Genomic DNA, 16,276 nt, shown 5'->3' on the forward strand with positions numbered 1-16,276 from the left:
TGACCGTACTTCTTAAGGTAAGTAATGTGAATTGCTTATAAATTAAAGGTGGTAACACGAGTTGAATCGTCCTTTTGGTTAATCCAAAAGGGCGTTTTTTTTATTCCTTTTTTGAGCAAGTATTTGAAAATCTAAACGTATGAGGAGTAAGCATTATGAAAGATAATCATCAAGATTCACAACTAAAGCGGGAATTAAGTACTCGTCACATGCAATTAATTGCACTAGGGGGGTCCATTGGAGTCGGTTTATTTTATGGCTCTAGTTCAACCATTCAAATGGCGGGACCATCTATTTTACTAGCTTATTTAATTGGCGGGTTAGTTATTTTCACCATTATGCGTGCATTAGGCGAAATGGCAGTAGCAGAACCTGTATCAGGCTCATTCAGTATGTACGCGAATAAATATTTAGGGCGCTTTGCTGGCTTCTTATCTGGATGGACATATTGGTTCATGTGGATTGTCGTGGGCATGGCAGAACTAACAGTTGTCGGTGTATATATTAACTACTGGTTTCCAGATATTCCACAATGGGTAACTGCCCTTGTCGTACTTGTGATGATGACGCTTGTAAACTTAGCAAATGTAAAAGCATATGGAGAATTCGAATTCTGGTTTGCGATGATTAAAGTTGTGGCAATTATCGGGATGATCGTTCTAGGATTAGCCATTATTTTCTTCGGTGTCGGCAATCACGGTGAAGCAATTGGCTTTGATAATTTATGGGCACATGGTGGCTTCATGCCAAATGGTTTCCATGGTATTTTAATGTCACTCGTATTAGTTATGTTCTCATTCGGTGGGGTTGAATTAGTGGGTATTTCTGCAGGAGAAGCAAAAAATCCTAGCAAGTCCATTCCATCAGCGATTAACAACATCGTTTGGCGTATTTTAATTTTCTACATTGGGGCGCTAGGCGTTATGATGGTTATTTATCCTTGGAACGAAGTTGGCTCAGAAGGTAGCCCGTTCGTTCAAATTTTCGATTACGTTGGTATCCCTGCTGCGGCTCACATTATTAACTTTGTCGTCATTACAGCTGCAATGTCTGCCTTTAATAGTGGCTTATATGGTTCAGGACGTATGCTACACAACTTATCGGTTCAAAAAAATGGTCCAGAATATTTTAAAACAGTAAGCAAAAACGGTAGTCCGAGTCGAGGGATATTATTTTCGTCAGCTGTGTTATTAATCGCGGTTGTCTTAAACTATGTAGTACCTGAAAAAGTGTTCATCTATATTTCTGCTGTTGCGACGGTTGCAGTCATTACAAGCTGGATGATTATTTTATTAGCACAGTTGAAATTTAGGAAGTCAAAAACGAAAGAGGAAGTAGCCAAATTGAAATTCAAAATTCCGCTTTACCCACTTTCTGCGTATATTGCTATTGTATTTTTATTAATGGTGATTGTGTTAATGGCGTTTATTCCAGATATGCGTGTTGCCCTATATGTGGCACCAGTTTGGTTTTTCATCTTATTTATTGGCTACAAAGTAATACATGTTAAAAAGTAGTTACATCTTTTTATACTGATACTTCTACTGCGCAAATTGTTAAAAAATCATTTTGGTATACTCGATTCGTTACGTTTATCTAAGGTTTAATAATTTTTAGCCATTAGTAAAGAATGTGATGAGTGCCTTCCTTTATGAATAGGTTCATAATAAAATTGATCTGTATTTAGACAAAAAAGGAGGGGCATGATGGAAGTAGTATATTTGGCTGGTGGATGTTTATGGGGCGTACAAGCTTTTATAAAAACGCTACCAGGAGTTACGTTTACAGAAGCAGGAAGAGCGAATGGAACAAGTCGTACGCTTGAGGGCGATTATGATGGATACGCTGAATGTGTAAAAACAGGGTTTGATCCAACAGTTGTAACCATTCGGGATTTAATGGGCTATTTATTCGAAATCATTGATCCTTACAGTTTGAATAAACAAGGACAGGATGTTGGCGAGAAATATAGAACGGGCGTATATAGTGAAAATCCTGAGCATTTAAAAGAGGCGAAGGCATTTCTTAGAGAGCAAAATGATTACGAGCTTATAATGGTTGAAATATTGCCCCTTACAAACTATGTCAGAAGTGCAGAGGAACATCAAGATAGATTAACCAGATGTCCAAATGATTATTGTCATATTCCCGCAGAAATTTTAAATAAATATAAATAACGGAATTCACGAGACCTTTCTATGTTATTAGTGCGTCATTTGGATTATCAGGTTATGTATTTGCTAAAACGCAGAAAATTGGAAGGAAATGATAAGTGCGTAAGAAGGGCTAGTGCGGTGTAGCTAAACCCGTTCTATATAGGCTTGTTCCAAACGGAATTATTCAAGTAAAATAAGAGAGACAGCTATTTGTAAACATTATACCTAAAAATGGTAGTTAGAATAAGGAAGATAGTGTATTGGTATATAGTATTGAACAATGTATTATCAAATCAATACATCACTATTATTTTTTAAAGATAAAGCCTGTATCTTCAATTACCAAGTAATTATGGATACAGGCTTTTTTTTGTGGCCTTTTAATAAAGATTGATAATAATTAAGTTCGATTAGTTATAATAAATTTTTGATGAAAAAACTGTATGAAATAAGCAGGAACTAAAAATTATTTGGAGAAATTTAAAAGTATAGTTCAAATTAATGAAGAGGATTGTTATATAATGGAGGACGGTAATTATGAACATTTATAATACAGTTCCATATTTTTTATTAAACTACAAGCCTTCGGAGCGGTTCTTAAAACACTACCATGAAAAGTTCTCCCAACACTTCAAGGAATATTTTGTGTATCATTGTAAAAATGCAGATGAGAAGATTAAAAACGCAATTCAAAAATATCCTTCCAAAATGAGTGAGATAAAGGAATCGAGTGGAAAAATCGAAAGTCTAATTCAACAAGTTGTGTTAACTTACAGACAAAAATATAATGTCGAGTTCACTAAAGATGTACATATTATTGTTGGAGCATATGGGTCAAATGCATTTACACATCGTCAAATTATTCCTGAAGTGACTTTTTGTTTAGAAAAGCTCTCTTCTAATGATAAGCATTTAAAAGTAATTATTGCTCATGAATTTGGTCATACGCTTCATAATATTTTATCAGATCAGGAGGGTATGGATTGGTCTAAAGTTCAGTGGTTTCATCCCTTTACAGCGCTGTTTCAGGAAGGTTGTGCAACGTATTTTTCAGAACAAGTTGCTGATGCTGATAAATCGGTCTATTTTTTATACGATGATACTGGAGAAGAATGGTTAAGATTTGCAGAAGATAACAAAAAAGATATTATCACTAGTTTTTTGGGAGATATGAACAAACGTACACAACCTGAAATTATCCATGAATGGTTTTCAATTAATGGAGGTTCCAACTTTGGTTTCACACGTTTAGGGTATTTTATTGGATACAATGTGATTCAAATCTTAATTGAAAAGTATCAAGAGAAAGAGGCTGTTACACTTTGGAAAGAATCTACCTTCAATAAAGAAATAGAGAATGTGCTTTTAGAACTTACTTAAAATGATTTAATTAGAGTTAAGTTATTTGACATTCGGGCCCGATTGTCGAGTAACAGAGGATGAAAATGAACAAGCTTTTTATAAAAAACAAACTTAAAACTGCTAAAGAAGAGTCCATTTTGAACAATCTCTTTCAAAATGGATTCTTCTTATTTATCTTAAAACAAGTATTTACGAGAGGTGTTGCTCGAACTTATTTCAACTTGCTTCTCTGAGTAGGAAATAATATATCTTTATCTCTCATCGCATTTGTAAACATGACATTACGATACACAACCGGATTCTCTTTAATCCTTCCACTAGCTTTAAGCCAAAGAAATAAAGAACTTACCCTATCTATGATGGCATTGACAGTAGAAACTTTAAGGTCATCTTCAACATATTCGTAATCTAACCTCTCCTCATTTCCATGAAATCTATATGGGTTCTTGAGCCACAATTTGAAGTTAGTAAGAACATCAGGTTTACCGTCTAAATCCAAAATATCCAACCCCTTTTTCTTCAAATACACAATGAAATACCATAAGTTGTAGTAGTATGTTCTTATCGTATTAGGAGAATACTTCTCGTTCAGCTCTTTCTTGTATCATATCAAGATATTCTTTTACCAATGATTTAAAATCCAAGGATGCTACTCCCTTGCAGTATAGATTTCCAATAAAAAACTTACCGTTCATTTTGTTCAAGAGGTTTATCTGGTCCAATGTTGAGGTTAGGTTGTTTTAACAGGTTTTTTGATGAGTAATTGAATTTGGCTAAAGTTAACTATAGAAAGTTGCTATATCGTAAATGTAGCAGCAACTTCATTAGATCGTGAATTGCAGAAAAATTAAAGTTTCCATTTTCAATCCCTTTGATGAAATATGGTAAAATGGACAAAAGTAAAGGCTTTGGAGGGATGATATTGGCAGAAAAAAGGTTAAAAGTTTGTGAAAAAGGACATCCATTTTACAAAAGCACAGATTGTCCAAGCTGCCCTACCTGTGATCAGGAAAATAAACCTAGCAGTGGCTTCCTTTCCAAATTGAGTTCACCTGCAAGAAATGCATTAGTACACGCAGGTATTGATACGTTGGAAAAACTATCTATGTATACGGAAAAGGATATCTTAAAATTACATGGTGTTGGACCAGCCTCCTTACCGATTATGAGATCATCATTGAAAGAAGAAGGCTTGTCATTTAAATAAGTGAGGGGGAAGACAACAATGTCAACGAAAGAATTGTCACAAGAGCAAACCGAGGAACTAATCAATACTTTGCAAGTTCGCTTCGAGAAAAATACATCTCGCCATGAAGGGCTTGATTGGGCAAATGTCCAAGCTAGGCTAGAGGCTAATAGGGAGAAACTATGGTCGCTCCACGAAATGGAGGCAACAGGCGGTGAACCAGATGTAGTAGGCTATGATGCAAACACGGACGAGTTCATTTTTTATGATTGTTCTGCGGAAAGTCCTAAAGGTCGCAGAAGTTTATGTTATGACCGTGAAGCATGGGAATCTAGAAAAAATCACAAGCCTGAAAATACGGCTATGGATGTTGCCAAGGATATAGGCATTGAGCTGTTAACAGAGGAGCAATATCGCCAACTACAGGAGCTTGGCAAGTTCGATTTAAAAACATCAAGCTGGGTACAAACACCTGACAACATTCGCAAACTAGGCGGAGCTATTTTCTGCGATCGTCGCTATGACATGGTCTTTATGTACCACAATGGGGCAGAATCCTACTACGCGGCAAGAGGCTTCCGTGGATCGTTAAGAGTTTAATTTTAAATTTTATCTTATTTTAGAGTTTAGTATCGTTTAATTAAATTTAAAACTATACTTCATAATTGATTTTTTAGGCGCTACTCAAATTGAGTAGCGTTTTTCAAGTCTATTCTATTATGGAACAGGCTATTTTATAACTTTAGTCATGTAAATATTTTATATTAATGTATATATTTATGTAGAAATATTTCTAAATATAGGTATAATTTAATTTATTAGGAAATATTTTCAGAAGTTACTTTAGGAGGTTGTTAGATGGTCTTTAAATTAGTATTAAACTATATCTTTAAAGCTGAAACCGAGGAAGAAAAATTAAAAGCTTCAGTAATTTATGGTTGGTCATTAATTATTATTGCACTATTATCTATTTTTCTAGTAGATATTGCTACAAAATTTGGTAATAATTCTATCGTTGAATTCTTTGCTGTAATATTTTTAATTGTAACGATACTATTTATGACTAGATATAATTCTGTAAAACCATTGCTCGGTGCTGCATCTGCAGGTATAAGTATTGTTGCATTTACTGCCGTATTAGAATCCATATTTTCGAGACGAAACGATGGATCCGCTACAATGGGTGCAATTTTTGGAGTAATATTAGTGTTAGGTTTAATAATTACTAAAAATTGTATAATGTCCTTATACTATTTATCTCGTGAAACCTATAGATTCTATAATTATAAGGTAAAAAGTATAAGCTTAGAAAAAACTGTTTAATACATAGGGATACAAAGCCACATTTTCAGTGAATGTGGCTTTACATTAAGTAAGAGCTGGTTTTTTGATGAACTAAGCAGGAGGTGGAAAGTTATGTTAAATTGTTTAAAAATTATTTTTTCCATCACAGGCATATCTCTCGCAGCTTACGGACTAATCACACGAGATTTCCAATTGAATTACCTCATGATATTGTTCTTAGGCTTTTTCATGTTCACTTTAGGTATTCAAGAATTTCAAAAACAGCGAACAGTTTATGGTTGGTTCCTAATGGGGGTATCTATATTTTCAATCTATGTGTCCGTTCAGAGCTTTGTCTTGATTTAAAGGAAGCAACCACTGTTAATTTTCGTAATACCATACATCAATCAAGTCCTTCCAGCCATTTTCATCAATCACTTTCAACTTATATAATAGCCCTATATTTGTATGGGATTCAGTTAAAATTTGCATGGCGTTTCTTTATTCTGTCGATATCATCAGCATGTTCAATAGTCCGTCTCTTTATCTCACGATTTGCCACTTGTCCCATCACAATTACTTTTTGAATTTCATCAGGAAATTCAAACGTTTTTTCCTCCGTTTTAACCGTTTCATTTACACTCTACAAGAATTAACAAAATGAATAATAAGAATATGACTTAATGCTAATCATTTGATGGGGCAGACCGCTCGTCGCTCATACTAAAGGTTTTTATGCTATAATTTACATAAATTACATAATGAGGTGGTAAGATGGAGAATGAAAAATTAGTGTGCAAGGCTTGTGGTCGAGATAAATTTACAACTGGACAGGTGGGAGGTACTACAAGCCAGGGCAATATAAGACCTATTGGCGCAATCATGGCGGTAGGGTCACCACTCCAAATGACTTTTTGTAAAAACTGCGGGGAAGTCGCTTCATTTAAAGTGGTAAAACCACAGAATTTTAAATAATCGTTGAAAGGGTCACTGATAAGAAAGTGATCCTTTTTATATAGTGGACGTTTAAAAGGGATAAGGATTTAAAAGCATACATGATGTTCGACTTTGGTTAATTGAATACCATGATATGAAACCTGTCTTACAAGACAAAACACCCTTTAATAGGTTTAAAGGGTGTTTAAAAACTAGATAGAGTTTCGATAAGCTCTCAAAGTTGAATGTAAGTTTGAATTCGAACTTGTGATTGATTTTTTATAGTTATACATACCTAATGGGCTTAAATGATTAGAACTAGATCCTAATAACCCTTGCTTTACAGCGCTTTTTAACGTATCAATTTGTTTGCTAGATAGTTTAGAAGTTTTACTTTCTTCAAGAATTTTATTTACATTATTTATTTTTTCTTGATCCTCTTTTGATGTAGCTTTAACTTCCTTGTTCATTTGTCGCGTCAACCCATAATACTTAGACGAGGATCTACGTGACATTAAATATTGCATATTAGAAAATTTTGTCGTCATCATGATAAATTGTCACCTTCCCATTCACATTTTTAGTTCCATAGTTGTTATCGTACTGAACTTGAAAAGATTTAGTATATTTACTTTTTTTAGTAATTGATTTTCAGGCTTTATTAACTAGGTTGTGGGGAAGAACAGTGATTGTTAGATTTAGAGTAAAGGTAATAATCAGATCAGATGATGGCACCTTTAAGCCTTGAGAAAATAAGTGGCGTGATTTGTTTTTTATTTATAAATTACGCCAAAATATACATAATAAACGCCAAAAAAATGGCGTTGATTGAGTATTGATTTAGAAAAGTTAAGAATGTTAGGATAAAATTACCTCGAGGGATATTTACTATAGTAATTCAATAACTATTACTAAATAGATTACAATAGGAGTTTATTTCATGAGAAAATATAAATTAATGACTATTTTAATGATCACAATGACGTTACTTTTTTCAGGGGTCTCTAGTTCGTATGCAATTAGTACTGTTGAAAGTATGAATCAAGAACAAAAATTAGAAAATGATTTAGCAGAAGCACTTGAATTGATTTTTGACAAAGCAGTTTTAAAAAATAATAAAGAAGTTATTGTAGGTTATGATAGAGAAATAATAGAGACAGAATTAAAAGGTAATTCTATGAAAGAGGCGATCATTGAGGGATTAGAAGTAGAAAACCTACTAATTTCTTCTGAAGACGTTAATATAATATCTGAACCACAAATTACACTATTTGCAGTAGCTTGTGAATGGCATGGTAAAAGAGAAACAATGGAATTTAGAGCAGCAGAAAATGAATGTATTAAAGAAGGTTTATCGAGTTATTTTGGTATTGCTACATCATTAACGATTATTGTTGATGCAATTAGAGCATCTAATTTCAAACAAGCTGCAAAATTAATTTTAAAAGAGTTTCCTAAAAAAGTTGCAGGTGCAACACTTCCAGGTTTAGTAATAAATCTTAGTGTTATCTCAGTAAGCTGTTCTACTAAGATGAACAAACTATTCCCAGGAAGTTCTAATTGTGAATAAGGAAAAATAAAACATGAAATTAATCAGGAACTTTCTAATTTATTTTATAGTCGGTGCGATAATTATAAACATTTCTAAGTTTATTTATAATAAAGAGGACTACTATTTTGATAGTAAAGAGACGATAATGTACGGTATTATCACTATGGTTGTATTTCTAATAATGGATTATGTAAGGAATATAAGAAAGTCCAAAAGTAAATAATTTTGTGATAAACCCAGGTATTCAATAATTTTGAGCCTGGGCTTTTTCCTTTTGTATTATTGGTATATTTAGTAATTAAATATTACTTTATATGAATACATACTAGAAGCGATGAAACATAATGAAAGCTTTGATTGTTCAAATTGTGCAATCATAAAAAAGTCACACCCCCCGAAAATCCACGAAATCAGGCGAAAAGCATGTCTTTGTACATTCACACAAAACCTTGCTATAATAAGCTTTGCGAATACATATGAAAGAGGGTAAAAGCATGAACGCTTATGATGAATATATGAAGCAGGTTGTGAAGCCGATGCGTGAGGAGCTTGTGGAGGCTGGTTTTACGGAGCTAACGACTGCGGATGCGGTGAATGAATTTATGGCGGAGACGAAGGGAACATCGTTAGTGGTGATTAACTCGGTTTGTGGTTGTGCGGCAGGGCTTGCTCGTCCAGCGGCGCGTGAGGCAATTGCAGCGGTGAAGCCAGATCATCTTGTGACGGTGTTTGCGGGGCAGGATCCAGAGGCGACTGCGGCGATGCGTGGTTATTTTGAGGATGTGCCACCTAGCTCACCATCTATGGCGATTTTAAAGGATGGGGAGTTGGCTTACTTTATCCCACGTGAACAAATTGAGGGATTCCCTGTGGAGCAGATTGTCTCTCATTTAACTGGCGTGTTAGAGCAAACATGCGAGAACTAAAAACGATTGTGACGACAGCGGGCAGACCAGACGATGTATCGATGGCGCTCGCTGCTTTTGCGTGTCAAGAATTAGGTGCTGCGTTTGAGCCACGAAACAAGCGCTCTGTTCGCAAAATTTCGCAGGAGTTGCAGGCACATGTGATGGTCGCTGGGAAGAATCGCTTCGAGTATTATGCCTATGGGGCGCAGGAGCCGTTTTTCTTTCACCCCAATTCTGCGGCGTTTCGATTAAAGCGTGTGGCCCGTGGTGAGGCAGAGCCTTTTTTGAAAGCGGCACAGCTTCAACTGGGGGATTCGGTGTTGGATTGTACGTTAGGTTTAGCGGCAGATGCCATGTTAGCGGCTTATACAGTGGGTGAAGCAGGTCGTGTTGTGGGACTGGAAGCAAATCCAAATGTAGCGTTTATTGTTAGACAGGGGATGCAAGCCTATGATACATCCGAGCTACCGTTAACTGCCTGTATGCGACACATCGAGGTAATACAGTCTGAGGCTGTTCGCTATTTAAAAACCCTACCAGACAACGCATTTGATGTGGTTTATATGGACCCAATGTTTGAGAAGGTTATAGAAGAGGCCAATAATTTTCAGGCATTACGGCTAGCAGGGGAGCATGTCACATTAACCGATGAATGGGTTTATGAAGCCAAGCGTGTAGCGAAAAAGCGTGTGGTGTTAAAGGCACATTTTCGCTCAGAGTGGTTTGCGACCTATGACTTTCAGCAGCATGAACGGATAACTGCAAAATTTCATTATGGTGTGTTAGAGGTATAGAGGCTTGTTCTTGAGACAAGCCTTTTTTTAGTATATGGTAATAAAAGAGGAGGGTGGAATAATATGGTGAACAATGATAAACGAACTCCCTTTGAGCTAGACTTGCTGGCGAATGCACAGTCGTTGATCTGCACGAAACCTCCTATTCCATGGGCGTATGAAACGAGCATTGCTGCCAATGGTGTTTTGGCTTGCGGTTGGGATCATGAGGAAAACATCGTACTAATTAGTGGCTCTGGCTATAGTGTCACTGAGCCTATAACAGGTCGTCGTCTTCATCGAGAACGAGACGTGGATGAAACCTACGACAGAATGAGTGATGACCGTTTAACGTTTCAATTGCCTCAGGGGACAATATCTATTTTCGGCTTTGAAGCTGGGGATGGGATTCATATGACAGCAGATGGCTGGCAGGTTGAAGTTATTTATCCTTGGTGGCCACGTGCAACAGTAGTAATCGATTATCTTTATATAACTAATTATACTTATTTAAAAAATGCGACAGCTATTGATTTACAGCGATTGGATGGCATGATTAAATGTGGATTTTCGCCATCTGGCAAGCATTTAATAATAATGGGCTCAGGCGGTGCATTGATTTATTCGAGAAAGGGATGAGGTCATGGATGATGAACAAAATGGCTATGTTTCCATATGGGCTGGTAATTTTACAAGCGAAGAACAGTTACATACATATCTTGCCACTGTCTATCAGGGAGAAGATGAAACGGACGAAGCCTTTTCACAAAAATTAGCAAAGCTTTTTTTACCAGAAAATCAGCACCGTACTTGTGAGGAAGAGTTTAAAGCACTTTATGATGAGTTCTACAATCAATTTGAATATGATTTCGGCTTAACCTTCGACGAGGATTTTTGTGAAGCGCTATTTTACGAAGCAGCTTCAAACCAACTTAAGCAACTACTTTGTGATGAATTTTCCTATTCGCAGCAATTTAAACATCAAGTGCTAGCCAAAATGGGCAAAGAACTACAGAAAGCTTATAATGCAATAATTTTACTATATGACATGAAATATGAGGGTCACATTCAATCTGTAAGCCATGAAGCGTTTCATATCGATTTTGTATGCTCTATTAAATTACAGGAAATGTGATGAAAGGAGGTTTTGATGATGTTACCAGCAAAAATTCCTCGTTAAGCCCGTGGTCCACCTTGGTTCAATAACAACGATCTTACTTATAAAAGGAGCGATGTAAATGATTGGACCAAGAAAAAAGACAAGTGATGAACGCATGCAGATTGCCCATTCGATTGCGCAACAAGTTCTCGCAAAATATGGAGGAAATGTTCGAGCAATTGGTATTTATGGCTCGTTGGCTAGAAAATCAGATGGTCCGTTTTCTGACATTGAGCTTAAGTGTGTCTGTCATCAATTAGATCACAGCTATAGCTATGAATGGACAGCAGGAGATTGGAAGGCAGAGGTTAATTTCGATCAAGCAGAAGTGATTATCGAAGAGGCAATAACGGTTGAGGAAGATTGGCCATTAACAAATGGGAAGTTTTTCGATTTACAGCCACTTTACGATCCTTCTGGCTTTTTTCTAGAACTCAAAGACAAAGCGGCCACTGTGGAGAATGCCCGATTTAAGGAAGCAATTTGCAAAACCATTGTAGAAGAAATGTATGAATACATGGGGAAATTAAGGAACATAGCTGTTCAGGGTCCCACCACATTTTTGCCGATACTGGCGATGAAAATAGCGATGACTGGTGCCATGATAGTAGGATTACACCATAGGCAGTGCTATACAACATCTGCACAAGTATTACCTGAGGCTTTAGCGATGGATGATCAGCCACACGGGTTAAAAGCATTAGCTGAAATGGTCATGACAGGCAATCTAACGAATCCTCAGCAAATCATAGCTGCCTGTGAAAACTTTTGGCAAACACTTCTCCAATGGGCAGCTGAAAAGGGCTATCAGATTAAATGCTCTAAGGAGATTCCTTGGTAATTTTTTATAGACCTTTACTTTTATAGTATAAGGTGCTATAATAGAACACGTGCTATTTTAGGTAGCATATTTCCGTAATCTGGCATTCTGCTTTTTGTTTTTGTAGATACTTATTCACACTGGCGCATGCTTTGGGGCTGCAAGGACGCAAAAGATGGTAGGGTTTGCGTTGCTTAAGTTAGAAGGCACACAGTGGAATTTTACCGCGGTGATGAAACGAATCTGGTTTCAAGATAATATTCCCCAGACGATTGGGTTGAGACTTTTACAATTTACGAGAATGTTACCTATAAATACTAAAGGGGTAGTTTCGCAACAGCGAGGCTGCCCCTTGTCTAATTTTAAGGCCTGTCATGTCCAACCATGACAGGCCTTTTTGGTATACATTACCGTTTACTCTCTTCCATAAATAAGTGATAATAAAAGCATGAATTTTAGTAAAAATCTAAATTCTGCATTAAAAATCAGAAAAATCAAAAAGGTGAGGGATGTCAATGGGAAATATCGACACACTATCGACGAATGTCGTGACACAATTAGAAGAAATGGCTATACGGCAAGACAATATGGATCAGCTAGTATCACGCTATTGCCAAGAAAGACTGCTTTATCGTCTATCCATATCCTCCTATGAAGATCAATTTTATCTAGATGGGGATCTATTATTATTTGCTTTAACAAATGGATTGGTGAAGCCTTCCAAAGAAGTCACGCTGACTGCGCAAGCAAGCGTTCATCAACACGATATAGTGAAACAGGCCTTTTATGAAATTTGCTCACTAGCAACACCAGCGGATGGCATTGAATGGAATGCACAGCTGATCGAATCGTCCATATCGAATGACAATATTCAACTAAGCATACCAGCTACATTGGGCAAAATGACTGTATACATAGAAGTTAGGATTACCTTTAAAGAAAACATGCGAATAACACCAAAGACCATTAATTTTCCGAGCTTGCTAGACAATAAGGCTGCGGTGGTTTATACATATCCAACAGAATTCGTGCTTGCACAAAAATTTATCGAAATTTACCAGTACCCAGCATTAGAAAAGACTGAAAAAACAATAAATGAAGTACAACAATTGCTACAAACGCAAACTATTGAAGGACGAAGATTGCAGGCGTATATTGTGGACTTATTTGATCTATATCATTTTACAATCGAGCTAACTTCTACACTCGAGATGACAGGGATTCTGAAACAATTCTTTATCCCTGTTTATGAAGCTATTTTGGCTGAGGACGAATTTTTCAAGCAATGGAACAATCGAGCTTGGCAATGAAGAGAGGGACCCGCAAATCATCTACGGTTTGCGGGTTTTTGCATGGCTATTATTCAGTAATTTATTAGGGGGATACATTTGTATGTCTCATGAATGGTTTCTTCTTTTTATTAAAATGTAGCTAAAGTGTATCTGTTGCACGAATAGATAAAGTTGAATCGTATTATGTCATGAAGGAGGTTAGGTGAAAAATATGATAAAGTTTGCTGGCTTAAGTGTGCAAGAAATTGTTCAAACATATAGTGACACCCTCATACGAATTGCTGTGCAACAGACCAAAAATATGGCTGAGGCGGAGGACATTGTGCAGGAGGTTTATATGACACTGATGAGGCAGAACAAGCCCTTTGCTCATGAAGCACATTTAAAGGCTTGGCTCATAAAGGTGACATTTAATAAGTGCAAGGATTATTTTAAGTCCTCACGTGTGAAGAAGACGGTACCCATTACAGACGAAATGGCCTTTATTGCAAAAGAGGAGCAGATGGTTCTTACGGAAATTTTTGAGCTTCCTTCAGAAGAGAGAGTCATTGTTTATTTACATTATTACGAGGGCTATACAACGGCAGAAATTGCTGATTTATTAGAGATCAACGTAAATACAGTAGGCTCAAAGCTCAGAAGGGCACGAATGAAGCTGAAAACGATTCTAGAAGAGGGGAGCAAAGTATGATGAATGCTTATAAGAATGTGATGAAGCAGATTCATGCTTCTGAGGAATTTAAGCGTAAGATGCAGGAAGAGATGATGAAATATGAAAAGAGGTCCTTTATGAAAAAAGTAAGAATTAGTGTTGGAAGCTTAGTAGCCTGTGCAGTGATTGCTGTCCTTGCTATGGTAAATATAAATCATGATACACCAATTGATTTGACGGAGAGAATTGTTGCGGACCATTCAGCTCCTGCGGCAAGTGCGCTAGTAAATATCGAAGGGACCATTACGGAAGTAGGAGAAGATGGGCTGAGCTTTACATTGGATAACGGTATGGAAGTAGTCGTGACAGATAAAACCAAAATAGGAATAGATGGACCGACAGCACCACCTAAGGAGGAACAGCTATTTGAGCCTACTTTTAGAGTAGGTAATTTAATTGGGGGCTATACAGAAGATACCTCCTCAAATCCAGTTCAGGCTGCTGCCATTTATACAAATTGGAATTTTGAACATCCAATACGATAAAGATTTAGATGCGCAAAAAAGAATTTCCGAGGGGAGATTCTTTTTTTATAGCTTCTGATTAACTATTTATTCCTTTTTATCCTAAAAACGAGATTGAATAATACTATTTATAAAGAAATGATTATTTTTATACAAAAAAGTATTGTCTAAAGAGAATATTGTCACTATAATTTACGTAATAGTCTCACATTTCCGAATTGCGAAAAATAATACGCATTATGGAAAAAATATCATACTAGGGGGATGGGCTATGAAAAGAAATTTAATGGTGTTGCTTACAATTATGGCAGCTTTCACGCTAGTTTTAGCGGGTTGCGGCTCGAAAGACAATACATCATCAGGTGATGGAGATAGTAAAAAAGTTTATAAGGTAGGTACTGAGGCTACATTTGCACCTATCGTATCTCTTGATGATAAAGGGAATATTGTAGGGATTGATGTGGATGTGTTACAAGCAATCGCGGATGAAATGGATTTTGAAGTGAAGTGGGAAAGTATTGGTTGGGAGCCTGTATTCCAAACAATTAAAAATGGTGAAACAGATATTGGTGGTGCAGGGATTACAATTACGGACGAGCGTAAGGAAACATTTGATTTTACTGAGCCGTACTACGAATCTCAATTATTAATCGTGGTGAAAGAAGATTCAAAGATCCAATCATTGGATGAATTAAAAGATAAAAAGATTTCTGTACAAATTAATGCTACTGGTCATATGGCTGCCAAGAAGCTACAGGGTGAATCTAGTCCCAACATTTTTGCTTTCGAAAATCAACCAATTGCTATTCAAGAGATGCTAAATGGCAACGTAGAAGCGGCGATTGGAGATAATTCAGTTGTTTATGAATATATCAAGGCACATCCAAATGACAAAATCAAAGTAATTAAAGATGATTCCTTCGAAAAAGAATACTATGGTTTCATGGTTCAAAAGGGGAACAAAGAGCTTTTAGATAAGTTAAATGAAGGCCTTAAAAAGATTAAAGAAAACGGTAAGTTAAAAGAAATTACAGGTTCAGACTTTTAGTAATAAATAAACCGTAGAAGCTCACCTCAAGGGGAGTTCTACGGTTTATTTTTTAGGTGCTAGTCTTGCGCTTCAGCAACTGTTTTGACCCGTTCTAAAAATTGTACGACTACTTTGTCCGATGCAAACAATAAAAATAATTTGACGAACCATTTTAACGCATTATTTGTTACGGAATAAGTAAAGGAAGTCTCTGTTTCATTTATTTTATTTAATTCATAGTAAGCCGTAATTTCAAACAAATTAGCGAGTACAAAGCCTACTTTCAATATTTTTTTATCAGGTGTATTCGAATATTCCAATGTTTCTACATCATACGTTTCGATACGTTTTCCTTCTTTATATTTTTGGCGATAAATACTGCCAACCCCTTCTTCTGTTACTTTTACAGGCTTGTTTTCAATTACCTGTGGCATAATCTTCTGCATGTCAGCTAAAGAGCCATCAAGTAATTTCCAAACGTTTTCGATGGGGGCATTTATGTTTATAGTCTTTGTCCATGTTTTCATCCAAACACCTCTACTTTCAAAATTACTTATCTATGCTGTAAATTAAACTAATTAATAAATGTAAGTATACTAAATTTTAACGGTAGCCACATGATTATTAACATTTGAAGAGATC

The 16,276-nt window shown here is 36.2% G+C and carries 21 protein-coding genes and 1 other annotated feature (1 of these 22 only partly in view); of the genes, 18 read left to right on the forward strand and 3 right to left on the reverse strand.

Features of this window, described 5'->3' with window-relative positions; genetic code table 11:
• Nucleotides 1–77 (forward strand) — a binding site (T-box leader); it begins 175 nt to the left of the window's first position.
• A 78-nt stretch (nucleotides 78–155) separates the two neighbouring features.
• From AC1RFD_RS05085 to AC1RFD_RS05095, 3 genes are all read left to right on the forward strand, one after another.
• Nucleotides 156–1,517 (forward strand): amino acid permease, encoded by a 1,362-nt coding sequence (locus AC1RFD_RS05085; protein ID WP_281216532.1) that lies wholly within the window; start codon nucleotides 156–158, stop codon nucleotides 1,515–1,517.
• Nucleotides 1,518–1,706: 189 nt separating this feature from the next.
• Nucleotides 1,707–2,177: a peptide-methionine (S)-S-oxide reductase gene (locus AC1RFD_RS05090; protein WP_103117995.1), complete on the forward strand. Its 471-nt coding sequence runs from the start codon at nucleotides 1,707–1,709 to the stop codon at nucleotides 2,175–2,177.
• Between the two features lie 516 nt (nucleotides 2,178–2,693).
• Entirely contained in the window at nucleotides 2,694–3,536 is an 843-nt protein-coding gene (locus AC1RFD_RS05095; RefSeq protein ID WP_328025229.1) for a DUF5700 domain-containing putative Zn-dependent protease, read from the forward strand.
• Between the two features lie 193 nt (nucleotides 3,537–3,729).
• Here AC1RFD_RS05095 and AC1RFD_RS05100 read toward each other — a convergent pair whose 3' ends face one another.
• Nucleotides 3,730–4,017 carry a hypothetical protein gene (locus AC1RFD_RS05100; RefSeq protein ID WP_328025227.1) on the reverse strand — a complete coding sequence of 96 codons (288 nt, stop codon included), beginning with the start codon at nucleotides 4,015–4,017 and terminating at the stop codon, nucleotides 3,730–3,732.
• 420 nt (nucleotides 4,018–4,437) lie between these two features.
• On the opposite strand from AC1RFD_RS05100, the gene AC1RFD_RS05105 reads away from it, so the two are divergent.
• The 5 genes from AC1RFD_RS05105 (at nucleotide 4,438) to AC1RFD_RS05125 (ending at nucleotide 6,963) form a co-directional block, all read left to right on the forward strand.
• Nucleotides 4,438–4,725 carry an RNA polymerase alpha subunit C-terminal domain-containing protein gene (locus tag AC1RFD_RS05105; RefSeq protein WP_054549422.1) on the forward strand — a complete coding sequence of 96 codons (288 nt, stop codon included), beginning with the start codon at nucleotides 4,438–4,440 and terminating at the stop codon, nucleotides 4,723–4,725.
• 18 nt (nucleotides 4,726–4,743) lie between these two features.
• Complete coding sequence (locus AC1RFD_RS05110) at nucleotides 4,744–5,304, forward strand: DUF4256 domain-containing protein (RefSeq protein ID WP_054549374.1); 561 nt, start codon at nucleotides 4,744–4,746, stop codon at nucleotides 5,302–5,304.
• Between the two features lie 258 nt (nucleotides 5,305–5,562).
• Nucleotides 5,563–6,027, forward strand: a complete 465-nt coding sequence (locus AC1RFD_RS05115; RefSeq protein ID WP_288580857.1) for a hypothetical protein — start codon at nucleotides 5,563–5,565, stop codon at nucleotides 6,025–6,027.
• 93 nt (nucleotides 6,028–6,120) lie between these two features.
• Nucleotides 6,121–6,354, forward strand: a complete 234-nt coding sequence (locus AC1RFD_RS05120; protein WP_048393774.1) for a DUF3953 domain-containing protein — start codon at nucleotides 6,121–6,123, stop codon at nucleotides 6,352–6,354.
• A gap of 408 nt (nucleotides 6,355–6,762) precedes the next feature.
• A complete protein-coding gene (locus AC1RFD_RS05125) occupies nucleotides 6,763–6,963 on the forward strand; it encodes a hypothetical protein (RefSeq protein ID WP_004228479.1) in 201 nt (66 codons plus the stop codon).
• A 173-nt stretch (nucleotides 6,964–7,136) separates the two neighbouring features.
• Here the strand turns inward: AC1RFD_RS05125 and AC1RFD_RS05130 are convergent, their stop codons facing one another.
• Nucleotides 7,137–7,394 carry a hypothetical protein gene (locus AC1RFD_RS05130; protein WP_241489978.1) on the reverse strand — a complete coding sequence of 86 codons (258 nt, stop codon included), beginning with the start codon at nucleotides 7,392–7,394 and terminating at the stop codon, nucleotides 7,137–7,139.
• A 470-nt stretch (nucleotides 7,395–7,864) separates the two neighbouring features.
• Here AC1RFD_RS05130 and AC1RFD_RS05135 point away from each other — a divergent pair, with 470 nt between their 5' ends.
• From AC1RFD_RS05135 to AC1RFD_RS05180, 10 genes are all read left to right on the forward strand, one after another.
• A complete protein-coding gene (locus AC1RFD_RS05135) occupies nucleotides 7,865–8,494 on the forward strand; it encodes a hypothetical protein (RefSeq protein WP_288580865.1) in 630 nt (209 codons plus the stop codon).
• Nucleotides 8,495–8,970: 476 nt separating this feature from the next.
• Complete coding sequence (locus tag AC1RFD_RS05140; RefSeq protein ID WP_004228455.1) at nucleotides 8,971–9,402, forward strand: BrxA/BrxB family bacilliredoxin; 432 nt, start codon at nucleotides 8,971–8,973, stop codon at nucleotides 9,400–9,402.
• Complete coding sequence (locus tag AC1RFD_RS05145; RefSeq protein WP_328025219.1) at nucleotides 9,390–10,178, forward strand: class I SAM-dependent methyltransferase; 789 nt, start codon at nucleotides 9,390–9,392, stop codon at nucleotides 10,176–10,178. Before AC1RFD_RS05140 ends, AC1RFD_RS05145 begins: the two co-directional genes overlap by 13 nt.
• Nucleotides 10,179–10,241: 63 nt before the next feature.
• Nucleotides 10,242–10,796 carry a hypothetical protein gene (locus AC1RFD_RS05150; protein WP_492474570.1) on the forward strand — a complete coding sequence of 185 codons (555 nt, stop codon included), beginning with the start codon at nucleotides 10,242–10,244 and terminating at the stop codon, nucleotides 10,794–10,796.
• Between the two features lie 4 nt (nucleotides 10,797–10,800).
• Nucleotides 10,801–11,292 carry an immunity 22 family protein gene (locus tag AC1RFD_RS05155; RefSeq protein WP_492474571.1) on the forward strand — a complete coding sequence of 164 codons (492 nt, stop codon included), beginning with the start codon at nucleotides 10,801–10,803 and terminating at the stop codon, nucleotides 11,290–11,292.
• Between the two features lie 103 nt (nucleotides 11,293–11,395).
• Nucleotides 11,396–12,157 (forward strand): ANT(4')-I family aminoglycoside nucleotidyltransferase, encoded by a 762-nt coding sequence (locus tag AC1RFD_RS05160; RefSeq protein WP_054549307.1) that lies wholly within the window; start codon nucleotides 11,396–11,398, stop codon nucleotides 12,155–12,157.
• Between the two features lie 494 nt (nucleotides 12,158–12,651).
• A complete protein-coding gene (locus AC1RFD_RS05165) occupies nucleotides 12,652–13,446 on the forward strand; it encodes a nucleotidyl transferase AbiEii/AbiGii toxin family protein (protein WP_492474572.1) in 795 nt (264 codons plus the stop codon).
• Between the two features lie 193 nt (nucleotides 13,447–13,639).
• Nucleotides 13,640–14,119 carry an RNA polymerase sigma factor gene (locus AC1RFD_RS05170; protein WP_004228445.1) on the forward strand — a complete coding sequence of 160 codons (480 nt, stop codon included), beginning with the start codon at nucleotides 13,640–13,642 and terminating at the stop codon, nucleotides 14,117–14,119.
• Nucleotides 14,116–14,625 carry a hypothetical protein gene (locus tag AC1RFD_RS05175; protein WP_066037867.1) on the forward strand — a complete coding sequence of 170 codons (510 nt, stop codon included), beginning with the start codon at nucleotides 14,116–14,118 and terminating at the stop codon, nucleotides 14,623–14,625. The genes AC1RFD_RS05170 and AC1RFD_RS05175 overlap by 4 nt, the downstream gene beginning before the upstream one ends.
• A 250-nt stretch (nucleotides 14,626–14,875) precedes the next feature.
• Nucleotides 14,876–15,652 carry a basic amino acid ABC transporter substrate-binding protein gene (locus AC1RFD_RS05180; RefSeq protein WP_004228443.1) on the forward strand — a complete coding sequence of 259 codons (777 nt, stop codon included), beginning with the start codon at nucleotides 14,876–14,878 and terminating at the stop codon, nucleotides 15,650–15,652.
• 59 nt (nucleotides 15,653–15,711) lie between these two features.
• Here the strand turns inward: AC1RFD_RS05180 and AC1RFD_RS05185 are convergent, their stop codons facing one another.
• Nucleotides 15,712–16,161 (reverse strand): SRPBCC family protein, encoded by a 450-nt coding sequence (locus AC1RFD_RS05185; protein ID WP_048394580.1) that lies wholly within the window; start codon nucleotides 16,159–16,161, stop codon nucleotides 15,712–15,714.
• Between the last annotated feature and the right edge of the window lie 115 nt (nucleotides 16,162–16,276).

The organism is Lysinibacillus sp. GW823-FHT02G10 (assembly GCF_058797135.1).

Coding starts and splice junctions, on each gene's coding strand:
- AC1RFD_RS05085 (WP_281216532.1), top strand. CDS start 156: ATGAAAGATAATCATCAAGATTCACAACTAAAGCGGGAATTAAGTACT.
- AC1RFD_RS05090 (WP_103117995.1), top strand. CDS start 1,707: ATGGAAGTAGTATATTTGGCTGGTGGATGTTTATGGGGCGTACAAGCT.
- AC1RFD_RS05095 (WP_328025229.1), top strand. CDS start 2,694: ATGAACATTTATAATACAGTTCCATATTTTTTATTAAACTACAAGCCT.
- AC1RFD_RS05110 (WP_054549374.1), top strand. CDS start 4,744: ATGTCAACGAAAGAATTGTCACAAGAGCAAACCGAGGAACTAATCAAT.
- AC1RFD_RS05115 (WP_288580857.1), top strand. CDS start 5,563: ATGGTCTTTAAATTAGTATTAAACTATATCTTTAAAGCTGAAACCGAG.
- AC1RFD_RS05120 (WP_048393774.1), top strand. CDS start 6,121: ATGTTAAATTGTTTAAAAATTATTTTTTCCATCACAGGCATATCTCTC.
- AC1RFD_RS05125 (WP_004228479.1), top strand. CDS start 6,763: ATGGAGAATGAAAAATTAGTGTGCAAGGCTTGTGGTCGAGATAAATTT.
- AC1RFD_RS05130 (WP_241489978.1), bottom strand. CDS start 7,394: ATGAACAAGGAAGTTAAAGCTACATCAAAAGAGGATCAAGAAAAAATA.
- AC1RFD_RS05135 (WP_288580865.1), top strand. CDS start 7,865: ATGAGAAAATATAAATTAATGACTATTTTAATGATCACAATGACGTTA.
- AC1RFD_RS05140 (WP_004228455.1), top strand. CDS start 8,971: ATGAACGCTTATGATGAATATATGAAGCAGGTTGTGAAGCCGATGCGT.
- AC1RFD_RS05145 (WP_328025219.1), top strand. CDS start 9,390: ATGCGAGAACTAAAAACGATTGTGACGACAGCGGGCAGACCAGACGAT.
- AC1RFD_RS05150 (WP_492474570.1), top strand. CDS start 10,242: ATGGTGAACAATGATAAACGAACTCCCTTTGAGCTAGACTTGCTGGCG.
- AC1RFD_RS05155 (WP_492474571.1), top strand. CDS start 10,801: ATGGATGATGAACAAAATGGCTATGTTTCCATATGGGCTGGTAATTTT.
- AC1RFD_RS05160 (WP_054549307.1), top strand. CDS start 11,396: ATGATTGGACCAAGAAAAAAGACAAGTGATGAACGCATGCAGATTGCC.
- AC1RFD_RS05165 (WP_492474572.1), top strand. CDS start 12,652: ATGGGAAATATCGACACACTATCGACGAATGTCGTGACACAATTAGAA.
- AC1RFD_RS05170 (WP_004228445.1), top strand. CDS start 13,640: ATGATAAAGTTTGCTGGCTTAAGTGTGCAAGAAATTGTTCAAACATAT.
- AC1RFD_RS05175 (WP_066037867.1), top strand. CDS start 14,116: ATGATGAATGCTTATAAGAATGTGATGAAGCAGATTCATGCTTCTGAG.
- AC1RFD_RS05180 (WP_004228443.1), top strand. CDS start 14,876: ATGAAAAGAAATTTAATGGTGTTGCTTACAATTATGGCAGCTTTCACG.
- AC1RFD_RS05185 (WP_048394580.1), bottom strand. CDS start 16,161: ATGAAAACATGGACAAAGACTATAAACATAAATGCCCCCATCGAAAAC.